The 18,841-nt window shown below is 46.8% G+C and carries 17 protein-coding genes; 15 read left to right on the top strand and 2 right to left on the bottom strand.

What is annotated here, in order from left to right; all coding sequences use genetic code 11:
- Nucleotides 1-3 precede the first annotated feature (3 nt).
- From NE671_RS13555 to NE671_RS13515, 9 genes are all read left to right on the top strand, one after another.
- On the top strand, nt 4-474 hold the full coding sequence (locus NE671_RS13555; protein WP_015526259.1) for a V-type ATP synthase subunit K: 471 nt from the start codon (nt 4-6) through the stop codon (nt 472-474).
- A gap of 20 nt (nt 475-494) precedes the next feature.
- On the top strand, nt 495-1,088 hold the full coding sequence (locus tag NE671_RS13550; protein ID WP_015526258.1) for a V-type ATP synthase subunit E: 594 nt from the start codon (nt 495-497) through the stop codon (nt 1,086-1,088).
- 30 nt (nt 1,089-1,118) lie between these two features.
- Nucleotides 1,119-2,090 carry a V0D/AC39 family V-type ATPase subunit gene (locus NE671_RS13545; RefSeq protein WP_173740538.1) on the top strand — a complete coding sequence of 324 codons (972 nt, stop codon included), beginning with the start codon at nt 1,119-1,121 and terminating at the stop codon, nt 2,088-2,090.
- Nucleotides 2,083-2,403 (top strand): V-type ATP synthase subunit F, encoded by a 321-nt coding sequence (locus NE671_RS13540; protein ID WP_021652678.1) that lies wholly within the window; start codon nt 2,083-2,085, stop codon nt 2,401-2,403. Before NE671_RS13545 ends, NE671_RS13540 begins: the two co-directional genes overlap by 8 nt.
- Nucleotides 2,404-2,427: 24 nt before the next feature.
- On the top strand, nt 2,428-4,197 hold the full coding sequence (locus NE671_RS13535) for a V-type ATP synthase subunit A (protein ID WP_256164093.1): 1,770 nt from the start codon (nt 2,428-2,430) through the stop codon (nt 4,195-4,197).
- Between the two features lies 1 nt (nt 4,198).
- Entirely contained in the window at nt 4,199-5,572 is a 1,374-nt protein-coding gene (locus tag NE671_RS13530; protein ID WP_015526254.1) for a V-type ATP synthase subunit B, read from the top strand.
- A gap of 15 nt (nt 5,573-5,587) precedes the next feature.
- Nucleotides 5,588-6,262, top strand: a complete 675-nt coding sequence (locus tag NE671_RS13525) for a V-type ATP synthase subunit D (protein ID WP_256164092.1) — start codon at nt 5,588-5,590, stop codon at nt 6,260-6,262.
- A gap of 339 nt (nt 6,263-6,601) precedes the next feature.
- Nucleotides 6,602-7,156 carry a phosphatase PAP2 family protein gene (locus tag NE671_RS13520; RefSeq protein WP_256164091.1) on the top strand — a complete coding sequence of 185 codons (555 nt, stop codon included), beginning with the start codon at nt 6,602-6,604 and terminating at the stop codon, nt 7,154-7,156.
- Between the two features lie 156 nt (nt 7,157-7,312).
- Entirely contained in the window at nt 7,313-8,503 is a 1,191-nt protein-coding gene (locus NE671_RS13515; RefSeq protein WP_092069757.1) for a pyridoxal phosphate-dependent aminotransferase, read from the top strand.
- A 155-nt stretch (nt 8,504-8,658) separates the two neighbouring features.
- Here NE671_RS13515 and adhE read toward each other — a convergent pair whose 3' ends face one another.
- Together adhE and typA are read right to left on the bottom strand one after the other, a co-directional pair.
- On the bottom strand, nt 8,659-11,295 hold the full coding sequence (gene adhE / locus NE671_RS13510; RefSeq protein WP_059086686.1) for a bifunctional acetaldehyde-CoA/alcohol dehydrogenase: 2,637 nt from the start codon (nt 11,293-11,295) through the stop codon (nt 8,659-8,661).
- Nucleotides 11,296-12,083: 788 nt separating this feature from the next.
- Nucleotides 12,084-13,916, bottom strand: a complete 1,833-nt coding sequence (typA, locus tag NE671_RS13505; protein WP_044962244.1) for a translational GTPase TypA — start codon at nt 13,914-13,916, stop codon at nt 12,084-12,086.
- 201 nt (nt 13,917-14,117) lie between these two features.
- Between typA and NE671_RS13500 the strand changes: the two genes are divergently transcribed.
- The 6 genes from NE671_RS13500 (at nt 14,118) to hisA (ending at nt 18,594) form a co-directional block, all read left to right on the top strand.
- Nucleotides 14,118-14,744: a single-stranded DNA-binding protein gene (locus tag NE671_RS13500; RefSeq protein WP_015526248.1), complete on the top strand. Its 627-nt coding sequence runs from the start codon at nt 14,118-14,120 to the stop codon at nt 14,742-14,744.
- Between the two features lie 131 nt (nt 14,745-14,875).
- Nucleotides 14,876-15,382 (top strand): cob(I)yrinic acid a,c-diamide adenosyltransferase, encoded by a 507-nt coding sequence (locus NE671_RS13495; protein WP_015526247.1) that lies wholly within the window; start codon nt 14,876-14,878, stop codon nt 15,380-15,382.
- 35 nt (nt 15,383-15,417) lie between these two features.
- Entirely contained in the window at nt 15,418-16,314 is an 897-nt protein-coding gene (gene dapA / locus NE671_RS13490; RefSeq protein WP_015526246.1) for a 4-hydroxy-tetrahydrodipicolinate synthase, read from the top strand.
- A 35-nt stretch (nt 16,315-16,349) separates the two neighbouring features.
- A complete protein-coding gene (gene dapB / locus NE671_RS13485) occupies nt 16,350-17,105 on the top strand; it encodes a 4-hydroxy-tetrahydrodipicolinate reductase (protein WP_015526245.1) in 756 nt (251 codons plus the stop codon).
- 179 nt (nt 17,106-17,284) lie between these two features.
- Nucleotides 17,285-17,743: a hypothetical protein gene (locus tag NE671_RS13480; protein WP_173740523.1), complete on the top strand. Its 459-nt coding sequence runs from the start codon at nt 17,285-17,287 to the stop codon at nt 17,741-17,743.
- An 80-nt stretch (nt 17,744-17,823) separates the two neighbouring features.
- Complete coding sequence (hisA, locus tag NE671_RS13475) at nt 17,824-18,594, top strand: phosphoribosylformimino-5-aminoimidazole carboxamide ribotide isomerase (RefSeq protein WP_015526243.1); 771 nt, start codon at nt 17,824-17,826, stop codon at nt 18,592-18,594.
- The last annotated feature ends 247 nt before the right edge of the window (nt 18,595-18,841 follow it).

Below are 18,841 nucleotides of genomic sequence, written 5' to 3'. Positions count from 1 at the left end.
ATTATGAGTGGTATCGTTTGGGCATTATTGGGAGCAGCAATTTCCGTAGCTCTTGCAGGTATAGGTTCCGCCATCGGTGTTGGTACAGCCGGCCGTGCAGCAGCAGGCGTTGTAACAGAAGACCCGGACAAATTTGCCAAGGTTCTGCTTCTTCAGCTTCTTCCCGGTACGCAGGGTATTTACGGACTGCTGGTAGCATTCCTTGCACTTTCCAAGGTTGGTATCCTGGGCGGCGGTGTTGCTGATATTTCCCTGGAAACCGGTCTTATGATCTTTGTGGCTTGTCTTCCGATTGCTATCGCAGGTCTTCTTTCTGCGATCCATCAGGGAAAAACTTCCGTAGCTTCCATCGGTATCGTAGCCAAGAAACCGGAGCAGTTCGGTAAAGCCATGCTTTTCCCTGCAATGGTTGAGACATATGCGATTCTGGCTCTTCTGATCTCCATTCTTGCAGTCAGCGGAATTCAGGTTTGATTCATCAGGAGGGGCAGAGCATGACAGGATTAGAGAAGATGGTAAGCCAGATTCTTGAAGAGGCCGATGCTTCTGCAGCCGTTACGATCAGTGATGCGGAGAAAAAAGCCGCAGAGATCCTCAGGGAAGCCGGAGAAAAGGCAGATAAGATCCGGCAGCAGAGAGAAGAACAGTCCAGGGCAAAGGTGAAAAGCTATGAAGAGCGGACAGCTTCCGCTGCAGATATGAAGAAGCGTACCGCAGTTCTTGCAGCCAAGCAGGAGCTGATCGGAAATGTGATCGCAGATGCCTGTGACCGTGTGAAGAATCTGGATGAAGAAAAATATTTTGGGATCCTTAAGAATATGGCTGAGAAATATCTTCTTCCAAGAGAAGGAGAGATCTGTTTTTCAAAAAAGGATCTGGAACGTATGCCGGCAGGTTTCCGTGAGGAAATAAAGAGCCTGGCACAGAAAAAGGGTGGTGTGCTGGAAATTTCCGGTGAAACCCGAAACATAGACGGAGGTTTTATCCTGATATACGGCGGCATTGAGGAAAACTGTTCCATTGATGCCATGTTCGCAGAGAAGCGGGATGAGCTTCTGGATCAGGTAAGAAAGATTTTGTTTGCGTAAAACACCATCGCAAAAAGGAGGGCGTGAATGATGTTTGGTGAAGATTATGCCTATGCGGTGGCGCGGATACGTGTTCTGGAGACCGGACTTCTGAATCAGGCAGCGATCGAGCAGCTTCTGGCATGTCAGGATGAGCAGCAGTGCCTTCAGATCCTTACAGAGAAGGGCTGGGGAAACGGTGATCCTGCAGCCGGTGCGGATGCCATTCTTTCCCGGGAGAGAGAAAAGATCTGGGAGATCATGGATTCGCTGGTAGCGGACCGATCTGTGTTTTCTGTTCTTTCTTATCAGGATCTTTTCCATAATCTGAAAGCGGCTGTGAAGGCAAGCATCCTGCAAGGGGCAGCGCCGAATATTTTTTTCAGTGACTGTTCCATTGACGGAGAGGATATGGTGAAATTCCTGAAGGATAAGGAATATGATCGTTTTCCTGAGGATATGCGGGAAGCGGCAAGAGAAGCCTATGAGACCTTTTTGCACACAAGCGACGGACAGCTTGCGGATATTATCGTAGACAGGGCAGCACTGGATGCCATAAAAAAAGCCGGAGAACGGTCAAAAGAGGAGATCGTCCGGCAGTATGCGGAATCCACGGTAGCGGTAGCAGATATCCGGATCGCAGTCCGTGCCTGCAAAACAGGAAAAAGTTCGGACTTTATGAAAAAAGCCATGGCAGAATGTGACACACTGGATAAGGAAAGACTGATCCACGCGGCAGTAAGCGGAATGGATCAGATCATGGGTTATCTGGCAGAAACGAAATATGGGGACGGAGCTCTGGCACTGGCGGAATCAGCTTCCGCTTTTGAGAGATGGTGTGATAACCAGATCATGGAGACCATCCGCCCTCAGCTGTATAATTCATTTTCACTGGGACCGCTGGTAGCCTATGTGCTTGCCCGTGAAAATGAGATCAAGACGGTGCGGATCATTCTCACCGGAAAGCGCAGCGGCCTTCCGGAAGAGTTTATCCGGGAAAGGGCAAGGGAAATGTATGTATAAGATCGCAGTTTTAGGTGATTATAACAGCATTTACGGGTTTGCGGCTCTTGGCCTTGATACTTTTCCGGTGGAGGATCCCGCAGAAGGTAAAGAGAAGCTTAACCGTCTGGCGGCCGGTGAATATGCGGTTATTTATATTACGGAACAGCTGGCGGCCCAGCTTTCCGCAGAGATCAGTAAATACAGTGAGGAGCTGATGCCTGCGATCATTCAGATTCCCGGAATTTCCGGAAATACAGGTGCAGGTATCGAAAATGTAAAGAAGTCCGTGGAGACGGCAGTTGGCTCCGATATTCTTTTCAGTAATGAGTGACAAGAAAGCAGGTGATTGGTTCAGATGAGCAGAGGAACCATTAAGAAGGTGGCAGGACCGCTGGTAATTGCCAAGGGTATGCGGGATGCAAATATGTATGACGTGGTTCGTGTAAGCAGCCAGCGTCTGATCGGTGAGATCATTGAGATGCATGAAGATGAGGCTTCCATACAGGTATATGAGGAGACCTCAGGACTTCGTCCGGGAGAACCGGTAGAGTCCATGGAGGTGCCCCTTTCCGTGGAGCTTGGTCCTGGCCTTATTACAAGCATTTACGATGGAATCCAGCGTCCGCTGGATGACATCATGAAGGTAGCAGGCAGCAACAACCTGAAACGAGGCGTTGAGGTTCCTGCTTTGAAGCGGGACAAAAAATGGAATTTCATTCCGGTTGCGAAGGTGGGAGATCGGCTGGAGGGCGGCGATGTTCTTGGAACCGTTCAGGAGACTATCGTTGTTACACAGAAGATCATGGTACCTCCCAATATGAAAGGTACTCTGAAGGAAATTAAATCCGGCGAGTTTACCGTGGATGAGACCGTTGCAGTTCTTTCCACAGCAGACGGCGATAAAGAGTTGACCCTGATGCAGCACTGGCCGGTACGACGTGGCCGTCCATATAAGAAGAAACTTCCGCCAGCCAAACCTCTGGTAACAGGACAGCGTGTTATTGATACCATGTTCCCTATTGCCAAGGGTGGTGTGGCAGCAGTTCCCGGCCCGTTCGGAAGCGGTAAGACGGTTATCCAGCATCAGCTTGCAAAATGGGCTGAGGCAGATATCGTGGTTTATATCGGCTGCGGTGAGCGTGGAAATGAGATGACAGATGTTCTGAACGAGTTCCCGGAGCTGAAGGATCCGAAAACAGGACAATCCCTGATGGAGCGTACGGTTCTGATCGCCAATACCTCAGATATGCCGGTTGCAGCTCGTGAGGCGTCGATCTATACAGGTATTACAATTGCGGAGTATTTCCGTGATATGGGATATTCCGTAGCATTGATGGCAGATTCTACTTCCAGATGGGCTGAGGCTCTCCGTGAGATGTCCGGACGACTGGAGGAGATGCCAGGCGAGGAAGGTTATCCGGCATATCTTGGTTCCCGTCTTGCACAGTTCTATGAGCGTGCCGGACATGTGATCTGCAGTGGAAAAGACGGAAGAGAGGGTGCCCTGACAGCAATCGGCGCCGTATCTCCTCCAGGTGGTGATATCTCCGAGCCGGTTTCCCAGGCGACACTTCGAATCGTAAAGGTATTCTGGGGACTGGACGCAAACCTTGCATACAAACGTCATTTCCCGGCGATCAACTGGCTGACCAGCTATTCTCTGTATCTGGACAGCGTTGGTGGGTGGTTTGACGAAAATGTAGCGAATGACTGGATGAAGCTCCGTCAGAGAATGATGACCCTTCTTCAGGAAGAGGCAGAGCTGGAAGAAATCGTAAAGATGGTAGGTATGGATGCGCTTTCACCGGGTGACCGCCTGAAAATGGAAGCAGCCCGTTCCATCCGAGAGGATTTCCTCCACCAGAACTCTTTCCACGAGATCGATACCTACACATCTCTGGAAAAACAGCACAATATGATGCGTCTGGTACTTGCATTTTATGATGCGGGTCTGGATGTGCTGAAACAGGGCGCAGATATCAATGATATCGTAAAGCTTCCGGTACGTGAGCAGATCGGCCGTTATAAATATACAAAAGAAGATCAGCTGGCAGCAGAATATGAGAAGGTAACCCGCCAGCTGGCAGCAGAGACTGCAGAACTTCTGGGAAAGGAGGGCCTGTAAAATGCCAAAAGAATATAGGACCATACAGGAAGTTGCCGGCCCTTTGATGCTGGTACGGGGCGTTGAAGATGTAGCATTTGACGAGCTTGGTGAGATCGAGCTTGCCGATGGCGAAACAAGAAGATGCCGTGTTCTGGAGATCGACGGAAGCAATGCTCTGGTGCAGCTGTTTGAGAGCTCTACAGGTATCAATCTTTCCAACAGCAAGGTACGTTTCCTGGGACGGAGCATGGAGCTTGGTGTATCCGGCGATATGCTGGGTCGTGTTTTTGACGGACTGGGACGTCCCATTGATGACGGCCCGGAGATCCTTCCGGAGGAAAGAAGAGATATCAACGGACTTCCCATGAATCCGGCGGCCAGAAGCTATCCGGAGGAGTTTATCCAGACGGGTGTATCTGCGATTGACGGACTGAATACTCTGGTACGCGGACAGAAGCTTCCGATCTTCTCCGCATCCGGTCTTCCCCATGCACAGCTTGCGGCACAGATTGCAAGACAGGCGAAGGTTCGCGGAAAAGATGAGCAGTTTGCCGTTGTATTTGCAGCCATGGGTATCACTTTCGAGGAGTCAAACTTCTTCGTAGAGAGCTTTAAGGAAACCGGAGCTATAGATCGTACTGTTCTGTTTGTGAACCTGGCAAATGACCCGGCTGTTGAGCGTATCGCTACTCCGCGAATGGCACTGACAGCGGCTGAATATCTTGCCTTTGAAAAAGACATGCACGTATTGGTAATCCTTACGGATATCACAAACTATGCGGATGCTCTCCGTGAGGTTTCCGCGGCTCGTAAGGAGGTTCCGGGACGTCGTGGATATCCCGGATATATGTACACAGATCTTGCTTCTCTTTATGAGCGTGCAGGCCGTCAGAAAGGAAAATCAGGAAGTATCACCATGGTTCCGATCCTGACTATGCCTGAGGATGATAAGACCCATCCAATCCCGGACCTTACCGGTTACATCACAGAGGGACAGATCATCCTGAGCCGTGAGCTTTACCGTAAGGGAATCACACCGCCCATCGATGTTCTTCCGTCTCTGTCACGACTGAAGGATAAGGGTATCGGTGAAGGCAAGACAAGAGCAGACCATGCCAACACCATGAATCAGCTGTTTGCCGCATATGCCCGTGGTAAAGAGGCCAAAGAGCTGATGACCATTCTTGGTGAGGCAGCTCTCTCCGATATTGACCTGATCTATGCAAAATTTGCGGATGCTTTCGAGAAGGAATATGTTTCCCAGGGCTATCAGGCTAACCGTGATATTGAGGAAACACTGGCCATCGGCTGGAAGCTGCTTTCCATTCTTCCGAGAAGCGAGCTGAAACGTATCGATGACAAATTCCTTGATCAGTATTACGGAAAAGTATAAAGGGGGGGATGATTTGTGGCATCAACACAGGTGAATCCTACCCGTATGGAGCTTACGAAGCAGAAAAAGAAGCTGGTGACTGCAGTACGTGGCCATAAGCTTCTGAAGGATAAGCGGGACGAGCTGATGAGACAGTTCCTGGATCTGGTGCGCGAGAACATGGAACTGCGTAAAAAAGTAGAAGCTGGTATCCGAAGCGCCAACACGAATTTTGTCATTGCAAAAGCCGGAATGTCGGAGGAGACTCTGAACACCGCCCTGATGGCTCCCAAGCAGGAAGTCTATCTGGAAACCGGCAAAAAGAATGTCATGAGTGTGGATATTCCTGTTTTTGAATACAAAACAAGAACACCGGACGCCAACGATATTTATTCCTATGGTTTTGCTTTTACCTCCAGTGATCTGGACGGAGCGGTAAAATCCCTGGCGGATATCCTTCCGGACATGCTCCGCCTGGCAGAAGTGGAAAAAGCCTGTCAGCTGATGGCTTCTGAGATCGAAAAAACAAGGCGCCGTGTAAACGCCCTGGAGCATGTTATCATACCGGAAGCACAGGCAAACATCAAATACATCACCATGAAGCTGGATGAGAACGAGAGAAGTACCCAGATCCGACTGATGAAGGTGAAAGATATGATGCTGGAGGAGGCACATCATTATAAGGAGCGGGAGGCAGAGTGCGGAGCGTAAAGCGCAGCCATCCTGAAAGAAAAAGAAAAGTTTATATAGAAAGTTTTAAGTAACGGAAAGGAGATGTCCCTGTACTGTGTGAAATTTCGGCAGTGCAGGGGCGTTTTATTTATAAAATATTTAGCTTTTGTTATCAGAAAATCAAGAAAAATACAGTATAATAGATAATAAGTAAATCAGACAGCTGCAGATGCAGAAATATAAAAGAAAGCTGCTCTGTCTGCTGAAAAATAAAGAAAGAGGAGAAAGCTGATCTGACCAGGTAAACTGCCGGGCAGCTGCATGGCTATGAACAGCTGGCAAAGCAGATTGCGGTAGCGTCTGATCAGTAAGAGGTATATGAATATTTTACAGTCAATACAACAGCTGGACGGAGAAATCCTTCTCCTGATCCAGCGATATTTAAGAACGGATATGCTGACACCATTTATGAAATCTGTTACATTTCTGGGAAACGGAGGATGGTTCTGGATCCTCTGTGCAGTTGTTCTTCTGGCTGTTCCAAAGACAAGAAAAACAGGCTATGCGGCAGCCTTATCCCTGATCTTCGGGGCGATCGTTACCAACCTGCTTCTCAAAAATATAGTGGCAAGACCAAGGCCTTTTGCGGAAATCGAAGCTCTCATCCCTATGATCACCAAACCGAAGGATTTCTCTTTTCCGTCAGGTCACACCACAGCATCCTTTGCCGTTGCTCTGGTAATGCTCCGTATGCTTCCGAAGAAATTCGGAATCCCGGCAGTAATTCTGGCAGCACTGGTGGCATTTTCCAGACTGTATCTTGGTGTCCATTATCCGACAGATGTTCTGACCGGATTCGTGATCGCGCTGGTGGGAAGCATGTTGTCAGTATGGATCGTGCGAACGAAACCGGAAGACAAACAGGTACACTAGCATTGTCCATAGGAAATATGAAGCACTTTACCTGGACAAAGTATTGACACGCTGAAGCAGGACGGGGTAAAATTGTAGACAGTACAACAGATTCTGACTATGGTAGAAATAATGATATGAAACCCTGTAAAATCGGATAAAAGGAGAGAGCACAAAATGATATCAGAAAAAATGAAACCCTACGTAAAAAATAATTCCGCCATCCGTATGATGTTTGAGGAAGGAAACCGCCTCCGTGCGAAATATGGCGCAGACAAGGTTTTTGATTTCAGTCTCGGAAATCCAAGTGTACCGGCACCGGACAGCGTCCGCGAAGCAATTATCGAGCTTGTAAACACTACGGATCCGACAGTTCTTCACGGATATATGAGCAACGCAGGCTTTGAGGATGTACGCCAGACCATCGCAGAATCCCTCAACAGACGTTTCGATACGAAATTTTCCGCAAAGAATCTGATCATGACCGTCGGCGCTGCAAGCGGACTGAATGTGATCCTGAAAACAATCCTGAATCCCGGAGAAGAGGTGATCGTTTTTGCACCCTATTTTCTGGAATACGGTGCATATGTCCGCAATTATGATGGTGTCCTTGTGGAAATCTCTCCGGATACCACAACCTTCCAGCCAAATCTCGCTGAGTTTGAACAGAAGATCACACCGAAGACAAGAGCAGTTATCGTAAATACCCCGCACAATCCTACCGGAGTTGTATATTCAGAAGAAACGATCAAGAAACTTTCCGCAATCCTGGAAGCAAAACAGAAAGAGTTCGGAACCGTGATCTACCTGATCTCCGATGAGCCATACCGTGAGCTGGCTTATGATGGCGTGGAGGTCCCATACCTGACGAAATATTATAACAATACTGTTGTAGGCTATTCCTACAGCAAATCTCTTTCCCTTCCGGGTGAACGTATCGGATATCTGGTGATCCCTGATGAGGCAGACGGAAGCGAAGAGCTGATCTCTGCAGCAACCATTGCAAACCGTACACTTGGCTGTGTAAATGCACCGTCCCTGATCCAGAAGGTAGTTGCAAAATGTGTAGACGCCAAGACTGATCTTGCAGCTTATGATAAAAATCGGCAGGCACTTTATAATGGCCTGAAAGAATGCGGATTTGAGTGCATCAAACCACAGGGTGCCTTCTATCTCTTTGTAAAATCTCCGGTTGAAGACGAAAAAGCCTTCTGTGAAGCCGGTAAGAAATATAACATCCTTATGGTACCGGGAAGCTCCTTCGCATGCCCCGGTTATGTGAGACTTGCATATTGTGTATCCTATGAGACAATTGTGAATTCTCTTCCTGAATTTAAAAAACTTGCAGCAGAGTATGGCTTGAAATAAACGGTCATTACAAAGCAGTTGAATAAAAGATCCCCGGTACAGTCTGTTCATGCAGCCCTGTATCGGGGATCTTTTGCAAGAGGGAATAAGCAAATGAAACGTAGTCGGGAGTGAATAGACTCCCGACTGTGTTTCATTAAAAGGATGTTCCACATTTATTTGGCTTTTTTCTTTTCTTTATTTGGCATTTCTCCGTAGTAAGCTTTCAGATAGATATCTTTCAGCTCGGATACAAGCGGATATCTCGGGTTGGCACCGGTACACTGGTCATTGAAGGCCTGCTCGGACATCTCATCCAGAGTTTCCAGGAAATGTTTCTCATCTACGCCGTAATCACGGATCGTCGGCAGGATCTCGATAGTTCTCATAAGCTCATCCAGTTTAGCAAGAAGTTTTTCGAATACTTCTGCATCGTTCTTGCCTGTAAGACCTACAGAACGTCCGATCTCAGCGTAGCGTGCAAGTGTCTTCGGATACTGATACTGTGGGAAAGTACCCATCTTAGTCGGAACCTCAGCACTGTTGTAACGCATAACATCCAGAAGAACAACTGCGTTTGCGATACCGTGTGGCAGGTGGTGGAAAGCACCGAGCTTGTGAGCGAGAGAGTGGTTAACGCCGAGGAATGCATTGGCGAATGCAAGACCTGCCATGCAGGAAGCGTTAGCCATATGATCTCTGGCCTCTACGTCATTGCCATCTTTATATGCACGCGGCAGATACTCAAATACAAGCTTGATCGCTTTCAGTGCAAGACCATCGGTGTAATCGGAAGCCATCATGGAAACATAAGCCTCAATGGCATGTGTCATAACATCGATACCGGAAGCACGGGTAAGTCCCTTCGGTGCGCTCATCATGTTATTGGTATCTACGATCGCCATATCCGGGAGAAGCTCGTAATCAGCCAGCGGCCATTTAACGCCGGTATCCTGATCTGTGATGATGGCGAAAGGAGTAACCTCGGAGCCTGTACCGGAAGAGGTCGGGATCGCTACGAAGTAAGCTTTTTTACCCATCTTCGGGAAGGTATAAACTCTCTTACGGATATCCATGAAGTCCATGGACATATCGGAAAAGTCAGCGTCCGGATTCTCATAAAGCATCCACATAACCTTGCCGGCATCCATTGCGGAACCGCCGCCAAGAGCGATGATGCAGTCTGGCTCAAAGGCTGTCATAGCCTTGGCACCGGCTTTGGCGGAAGCGAGAGACGGGTCAGGAGCTACATCAGAGAAGCATGTATGAACGATGCCCATCTGATCCAGTTTATCTTCAATCGGTTTGGTGTAGCCATTCTTGTAGAGGAAGGAGTCTGTTACGATGAAGCAGCGTTTCTTGCCCATAACAGTACCGAGCTCATCAAGAGCAACCGGCATACAGCCCTTCTTAAAGTAAACCTTTTCCGGTGTTCTCATCCAGAGCATATTCTCTCTCCTTTCAGCAACAGTCTTGGTATTGAGAAGGTGTTTGACACCAACGTTCTCGGATACGGAGTTACCGCCCCAGGAACCGCAGCCAAGAGTAAGGGATGGAGCAAGCTTGAAGTTATAAAGGTCACCGATACCACCCTGGGAAGAAGGTGTATTGATAAGGATACGGCAGGTTTTCATAGTTGCTTCGAATTTATCCATCTTCTCTGTTTCATTTACGTTGATATAGAGGGAAGAGGTATGACCATAGCCGCCGTCTGCAACGAGCTGCGCAGCCTTTGCAACAGCATCGTCAAAATTCTTGGCCTTGTACATGGCAAGTACAGGGGAAAGCTTCTCGTGTGCGAATTCTTCGCTGATATCAACGGACTCAACCTCACCGATCAGGATCTTGGTCTCAGCCGGTACAGTAACGCCTGCCATTTCAGCGATAGTAGCAGCCTTCTGTCCTACGATCTTGGCATTCAGTGCGCCGTTGATAAGGATGGTCTTTCTGACCTTCTCGATCTCGTCTTTTTTAAGAAAGTAGCATCCTCTGTAAAGGAACTCTTCCTTCACTTCTTTATAAATGCTCTCCAGAACAGTTACGGACTGCTCGGAAGCACAGATCATACCATTGTCAAAGGTCTTGGAGTGGATGATGGAGTTAACTGCAAGACGGATATCTGCGCTGTCATCAATAATGGCAGGTGTATTTCCGGGTCCTACACCAACAGCCGGTTTACCGGAGGAGTAAGCTGCTTTGACCATTCCGGGACCACCGGTGGCAAGGATGATATCTGCGTTCTGCATTACCATGTTGGTAAGGTCAAGGCTTGGGATATCGATCCATCCGATGATTCCTTCCGGCGCACCTGCGGCAACAGCTGCTTCCAGAACAACTTTTGCAGCTTCAATAGTGGATTTCTTAGCACGCGGATGCGGGCTGATGATGATCGCATTACGGGTTTTCAGGGAAATAAGAGATTTATAGATTGCTGTGGAGGTCGGGTTGGTTGTAGGGATAACTGCAGCGATCAGTCCTACAGGTTCCAGGATCTTCTTGAGTCCGTATGCCTTGTCTTCTTCTACAACACCACATGTCTGAGTGTTCTTATATGCATTGTAAACATACTCTGCTGCGTAATGGTTCTTGATAACCTTGTCTTCCATGATACCCATGCCTGTTTCCTCAACAGCCATTTTGGCAAGTGGGATACGCATCTTGTCAGCAGCAGTAGCAGCTGCCTTAAAGATCTTGTCGACCTGCTCCTGTGTGTAGGTAGCAAAGATCTTCTGTGCCTCTTTCATTGCAGCCATTTTCGCGGTCAGGGCTTCTGGAGTGTCGATGATGGTAGGGATAGTTTCTTTCTTTGCCATGTGGAATCCTCCTGTTTTCATATGATAATGGTCTGTGGTCCTGCGGGCTTATCCTTTTTTCGCCGGCAGATGCTGCAGAGTTTTTGTAAGTCCCCGCGCTGCGTTTCGTTGTTGATTCAATCTGATTGAATTTTCAGTTTCAATACTGATATAGTACCAAAATTCTGAAAAAAACGCAAATTCTGAATTTTGTCGCTATGTGCAAAATGACGAACAAAAAATTCGGGGAAAATACTGTAAATTTTACTTTACAGAACGCTGAATTATTGGAAAAATCTTAAAAAAAATTTTTGAAATTCAGCACTGTGCACAAAGGACATGTTAAAAAATTGTCAGCACTGACAAAAAACATGCACACATATGAAGGGCGGGCAAAAGATAAAACGCAACATGTGGTTAAAACATTAACGTTAAACTTTTGTCAAACGATCATGCGCACATTATAATTTAACTGATTTCAGACGTCAATAGAGAATTCGATGAATAATTCACAAAAATATGGAGTAATTTTGATAAAAAATTCACAAAAATATTGTAGCAAAGTAAAGCGTGATAACATAAGAAACAAAAAAACTTGAAATTATTTAAATTTTCAGAATAATTAGGCGGAAATTATCGGGATTTTTTTCAGAAATGCAGAAAAAAACTGCCATACAGGAAATGCTTCCCATATGGCAGTTTATATAAATATAGGTCAGGCGGATAAAAGCATCCGCATTCACTATGCGGCTTTGCGCCGAATTACTGTAAAAGGTTTCTGCTCAACAGTAAATGATAGCCAGGTTCGATCAGCTCTTGCGGAATGCGGCACGTTTTCTGTCTCTGGAGTCCAGAATACGTTTACGGATACGAAGGCTTGTCGGTGTTACCTCAAGAAGCTCATCCTGGTCGATGAACTCAATGGCCTGCTCAAGACTTAAGATCTTTGGCGGAACAAGCTTCAGTGCATCGTCAGCGGAAGAGGAACGAGTATTGGTAAGGTGCTTGGTCTTGCAGACATTCAGTTCGATATCCTCGGCCTTTCCGTTCTGTCCGATGACCATACCGCTGTAAACCTTCTCGCCAGGTCCGACAAAGAGAGTACCACGCTCCTGAGCAGAGAAAAGACCGTAGGTAACAGTTTCGCCTGCCTCGAATGCGATGAGGGAACCCTGTTTACGGTACGGGAAGTCTCCCTTGTATGGTGCATATCCGTCAAACATGGTATTCAGGATACCGGTACCCTTGGTGGAGGTAAGGAATTCGTTACGGAATCCGATCAGTCCACGGGAGGGGATGGAGAACTCGAGACGTACAGTTCCGTCGCTTGCTGTGCTCATACCCTGAAGCTCACCTTTACGCTCGCTGAGTTTCTGGATGATAGTACCGGAAAATTCTTCCGGAACGTCAACGTATGCGATTTCGATCGGCTCCAGTTTACGTCCACGCTCGTCTGTGTGATAGAGAACCTCCGGTTTGCTGACTGCAAACTCGTATCCCTCACGGCGCATGTTCTCAATAAGAACGGAGAGGTGAAGCTCACCACGGCCGGAAACCTTGAAGCACTCGGTTGTATCGGTGTCTTCTACACGAAGGCTGACGTCTGTGTTCAGCTCACGGTAGAGACGGTCACGAAGGTGACGGGAAGTGATGTATTTACCTTCCTGTCCTGCAAGAGGACTGTCGTTTACAAGGAAGTTCATGGAGATTGTTGGCTCGGAAATCTTCTGGAACGGAATGGACTCCGGGTTGTCTCCTGCACAGAGGGTATCTCCAATGTGGATATCCGCGATACCGGAGATTGCAACAATAGCTCCGATGGTAGCGCTTTTAACTTCAACTTTGTTCAGCCCGTCAAATTCGTAGAGTTTGCTGATCTTTACGCGCTCGTGTTTGTCAGGGTCATGATGGTTCAGAAGCATCAGCTCCTGGTTCACGGAAATGGTTCCGCGCTCAACCTTACCGACACCGATACGGCCTACATACTCATTGTAGTCGATGGTGCTGATAAGAACCTGCGTATCTCCGTCCGGATCTCCCTCCGGAGCAGGAATCGCATCAAGGATGGTCTCAAAAAGCGGAGCCATATTCTCAGGTTTGTCCTCAAGGTTACGAACTGCATAGCCGGCTTTTGCGGAGGCATACAGGAACGGGCAGTCCAGCTGTTCGTCAGATGCGTCCAGATCCATGAGAAGCTCCAGAACCTCGTCGACAACCTCCTCCGGACGTGCTTCCGGACGGTCGATCTTATTGATGCAGACAATAACATGCAGGTTCAGTTCGAGAGCTTTACGAAGTACAAATTTAGTCTGAGGCATGGCACCCTCGAAGGCGTCCACAAGAAGAATAACGCCGTCTACCATCTTCAGCACACGCTCTACCTCGCCGCCGAAGTCCGCATGACCTGGAGTATCGATGATATTGATTTTTACATCCTTATAATGAACTGCGGTGTTTTTGGAGAGAATCGTAATGCCGCGCTCACGCTCAATATCGTTGGAGTCCATGACACGTTCCTGGACTTCCTGGTTCTCACGGAAAACACCGCTCTGTTTCAAAAGCTCGTCAACAAGTGTTGTTTTACCGTGATCGACATGGGCGATAATGGCCACGTTACGAACATCTTCACGCTTGGTCTTCATATAATCCAAATCCTTTCTTTCCATATATAAGTAATCTTTTTTGTTAAAAATGATGTCCAAATTTATAGTCTATCACATTTTTGTGAGATTACAAGACATAAAAAAATATTTTTGGTTTTTCATTTTTCAGGCATATTATACCGTAAATACACATAGATTGATATAGACGAAATACACGAAGAGGAAGGAGAGCTACTTATTATGGCAGATAAAATTATTGAAAACAATCAGGTATCCGTTATGGGACGGATCGCTACGGGGTTTACTTTCAGCCATCAGGTCTTTGGAGAAGGATTTTACATGATGGATATCCTGGTAAAACGTCTCAGCGATTCGGAGGACAGGATCCCGGTGATGGTGTCTGAGCGGCTGATCGATATCACACAGGATTATGTGGGAGAATATATCGAGATCCACGGACAGTTCCGATCCTATAACCGTCATGAAGAAAAGAGAAACCGGCTTGTGCTTTCAGTCTTTGCCCGGGAAGTGAAGTTTGTGGGGGAGGAAGAAGAAACTGTGCCGGTCAATCAGATCTTTCTGGACGGATATATCTGTAAACCGCCTGTATACAGAAAAACACCGTTGGGAAGAGAGATCGCAGATCTTCTGATGGCAGTTAATCGACCTTACGGAAAATCCGATTACATACCATGTATATGCTGGGGAAGAAATGCCAGATATGCTTCTGCTTTTGAAGTAGGCGGGCATGTACTGATCTGGGGCAGGATCCAGAGCAGGGAGTACATGAAACGGATTAGTGAAAACGAAACAGAAAAAAGGATTGCCTATGAAGTTTCGGTGAGTAAATTGGAATATGTTGAGTAACATTGGATATATTTTGGAATAGTGGTGAGAACATTAAGGTAACACTTGCATTTCCAGCCAATCTGCGGTAATATTAAAAAAATCAGAAAAATGGGGAATTACCGGTTTCACTAACAGTAAGAGGAAAAATCATGGAAAGAGAAATAACAGAGGTTTATTGCGGGAACGGGAAAGGAAAGACAACTCTGGCTGTAGGCCGGGGGCTGCGCTTTGCTACACAGGGAAAAAGTGTGATCATCATACAGTTCCTCAAGGGCAGGGAACGCAGAGAACTGGATTTCCTTGAGGAACTGGATAATTTTGATTTCAAGATTTTCCGTTTCGAAAAAATGGACACCTGCTATAATGACCTAAGTGAGCAGGAAAAGGCAGAAGAGAGAACTAATATTCTCAATGGCCTTAATTTCGCACGGAAGGTAATTGCTACCAGAGAGTGTGATTTTCTGCTACTGGATGAGATCCTCGGGCTTATGGATAAAGGAATCGCTCCAGTTGAGACGATCATCGATATGCTTAAGCAGAAGGATGAAAGTATGCATATAATTATGACCGGACGCTGGCTTCCGGATGCTTTGAAGCCCTATGTGGATAGTATTACCACGATAACAACAGAGCTGACTGACCAGGAACGGGAATAAGCAATATTTCACAGAAGAAAGAAGGAGGAAGACAAATGGCAATTTTTAAAGGAACAGGCGTTGCAATCGTAACACCTATGCATGAAGACGGTAAAGTGAATTTTGAGAAACTTGAGGAGATCCTTGAGGATCAGATCGCGAACAGCACAGACGCCATCGTTATCTGTGGAACAACAGGAGAATCTTCTACTCTGACACACGGAGAGCATCTTCAGACAATTAAGTTCACAATTGATAAAGTTAACAAACGTGTGCCTGTTATCGCAGGAACAGGTTCCAATTGTACAGAGACAGCGATCATGATGTCCAAGGAAGCAGCTTCCTATGGCGCAGACGCTCTTCTTATTGTAACACCTTACTATAACAAGGCTACACAGAAGGGGCTTATCGCTCACTACACAGCAATTGCCAATGCAGTTCCGGAAACTCCGCTCATCATGTACAACGTACCGAGCCGTACAGGCTGCAACATCCAGCCGGCTACAGCAGCTTACCTTGCGAAGAATGTAAAGAACATTGTCGGAATCAAGGAAGCAACAGGAGATCTTTCCCAGATCGCCAAGATGATGTCTCTGGCAGACGGACAGCTTGAGCTTTACTCCGGAAATGATGATCAGGTACTTCCGATTCTTTCTCTTGGCGGACTTGGAGTTATTTCCGTACTTTCCAACGTTGCACCGAAGTTTACACATGACATGGTCATGAAATATTTCGACGGCGACACCAAGGGAGCAACAGAGGATCAGCTGAAAGCTCTTCCGCTGATCAATGCGCTGTTCAGCGAAGTAAACCCGATTCCTGTTAAGACAGCTATGAATCTTATGGGAATGAACGTAGGGCCGCTTCGTATGCCGCTCTGCGAGATGGAAGAGGACACAAAGGCAGCTCTTGCAAAAGAGATCGAGAAATTCGGCCTTAAGCTTGCTAAGTGATCTGACTGTAAGCGAAAGGTAAAGGAGAATATACTATGGTAAAAATCATCATGCACGGCTGCAACGGACATATGGGCCAGGTCATCAGCGGCATTGTGGAGAAAGATCCGGATGCTGAGATCGTAGCAGGTATTGATATTGCAGATCAGGGAAAAAACAGCTATCCGGTATTTACCGATATTGACGCATGTCAGGTAGAGGCAGATGCGATCATTGATTTTTCTTCCGCAAAGGCAACAGACAAGCTTCTTGAGTACAGCGCGGCACGCCAGATCCCGGTTGTTCTGTGCAGTACCGGTTTAAGCCAGGAGCAGCTTGCAAAAGTGGAAGAAACATCCCGAAAGGTAGCAGTGCTGAAATCCGCAAACATGTCTCTTGGCATCAACACACTTCTGAAGCTGGTTCAGGACGCAGCTAAGGTTCTTGCAGCTGCAGGCTTTGATATGGAGATCGTAGAGAAGCATCACCGCCTGAAATTAGACGCACCAAGTGGTACTGCACTTGCGCTGGCAGACAGCATTAATGAAGCTATGGATAATCAGTATCATTATGTATATGACCGCAGCCAGAAACGTGAAAAACGCGATGATAAGGAGATCGGTATCTCCGCAGTTCGCGGCGGAACTATCGTAGGTGAGCATGAGATAATTTTTGCAGGTCAGGACGAAGTGATCGAGTTCAAGCATACTGCATATTCCAAGGCTATTTTTGGAAAAGGTGCTGTAGAAGCAGCCAAATTCCTTGCAGGCAAACCGGCAGGACGTTATGATATGAGTGACGTGATCGGCTGATCCTGACAGATTGAGCCGCAACAGAATAAAATTACAGGTAATACAGACGGGGTTCGTGTAAGATCGGACCCCGTCTTTTTTGGATGAAATTGCGGTTTTTGAAATTTTTTCCAGAATAGGATAGCGGAAAAAGTGCCATATTAGGAATACAGAATTTTTTAGAAAAAGGAGAAGATCATATGAAAAAATGGAAGGCGATTCTTTTTGGTACTTTGCTTACCCTGTCTCTGTGTACATTTACAGCCTGCGGCACAGAGGTAAACAATGCGGATGAAACAGTGGGTGAAAAAGATAAAAACACGAAGGATAAGGAAAAAGATACAAACGAAAATACTGCCGCAGAAGATGAAACTATGGAAGAAAAAGCAGACAATGACGGTGTGAAGGACAATGGAGAGAGCATTAAGGATTCCGGCACGGATAACAATGAGATGTCCGATGGAAATATTACCGTGACGCCTGCAGGAAATGGAAATAACGGGACAGCAGCACCCGGAGCTGCGGATGCTGACAGAAACGAAAATGACGGAACTGTATCCGGTGAGCTGGGTGACAGTGTAAAGGACCTTGGCGACGGCGTAGGTAATGCAGTGGATGATATCGGAAACGCAGTGGGAAATGCGGTAGAAGGAAGATAACAGATATTTTACCACAGCATTGCATAAAACTGTTTCAGATGCTATTATCAGTGCATGGAAAGAAAATGGAGGACAGGATTATGAAATTCAGACCATGCATTGATATACATAACGGAAAGGTAAAACAGATCGTAGGAGGAAGCCTGAAGGATCAGGGGGATCAGGCGGCAGAAAATTTTGTGTCAGAGCAGGATGCGGCATTCTATGCAGAGCTTTATAAGAAGGCAGGATTAAAGGGCGGTCATGTGATCCTTCTGAACGGAAAGGATTCCCCGAACTATGAAGCAACGAAAGCCCAGGCACTTCAGGCTCTGGGAAAATATCCCGGAGGGCTTCAGATCGGAGGCGGCATCTGCCCGGAGAATGCGGCAGAATATCTGGAGGCTGGCGCCAGCCACGTGATCGTAACCTCCTATGTGTTTAAAAACGGAGTGATCTCCTGGGAAAATCTGGAGAAGATCCGTGATGCTGCAGGGAAAGAACATCTTGTACTTGACCTGAGCTGCCGCAAAAAAGATGGCAAATATTATATTGTCACAGACCGATGGCAGAAATTTACAGAAGAGATCGTGACACCGGAGCTGATGGAAAGGCTTGGAAGCTTCTGCGACGAATTTCTGGTCCATGCAGTGGATGTGGAAGGAAAGGCCCGAGGTGTGGAAACAGAGCTTGCAAAGCTTCTGGGACAGTATACAGCCCATCCGGTGACCTATGCAGGCGGTGTGGGTTCTATGGCAGATATTGAAGAGCTTCGAAAAGCAGGTCAGGGCAGACTGGATGTGACTGTTGGCAGTGCTTTGGATATTTTTGGCGGAAGTATACCCTTTGAAGCTCTGGCTAAAATGAAATAGTATATACAAATAGTGAAGCAGATGCTTTTGTCCCATCAATCTTCTGGCACTGGTGTGCAGATATACATTTGTAATGAATTAATTAGATGAAATACTCTAATAGTTGCGCATTCACGACAAAAAAAACATTTTGAAGGAATATATCGAATAAATTTGGAAAAAATTTATGAAATTTTTGAAAAGTGATGTTAAAATTCAATTTAATATGTTATAATAGCAACATAAAACAGCAAAGGGGATGGAAGTC

Source organism: Blautia sp. DFI.9.10 (assembly GCF_024461705.1).
GTDB classification, from domain to species: domain Bacteria; phylum Bacillota; class Clostridia; order Lachnospirales; family Lachnospiraceae; genus Blautia_A; species Blautia_A fusiformis.
This window is presented reverse-complemented; position numbering and strand designations above follow the sequence as displayed.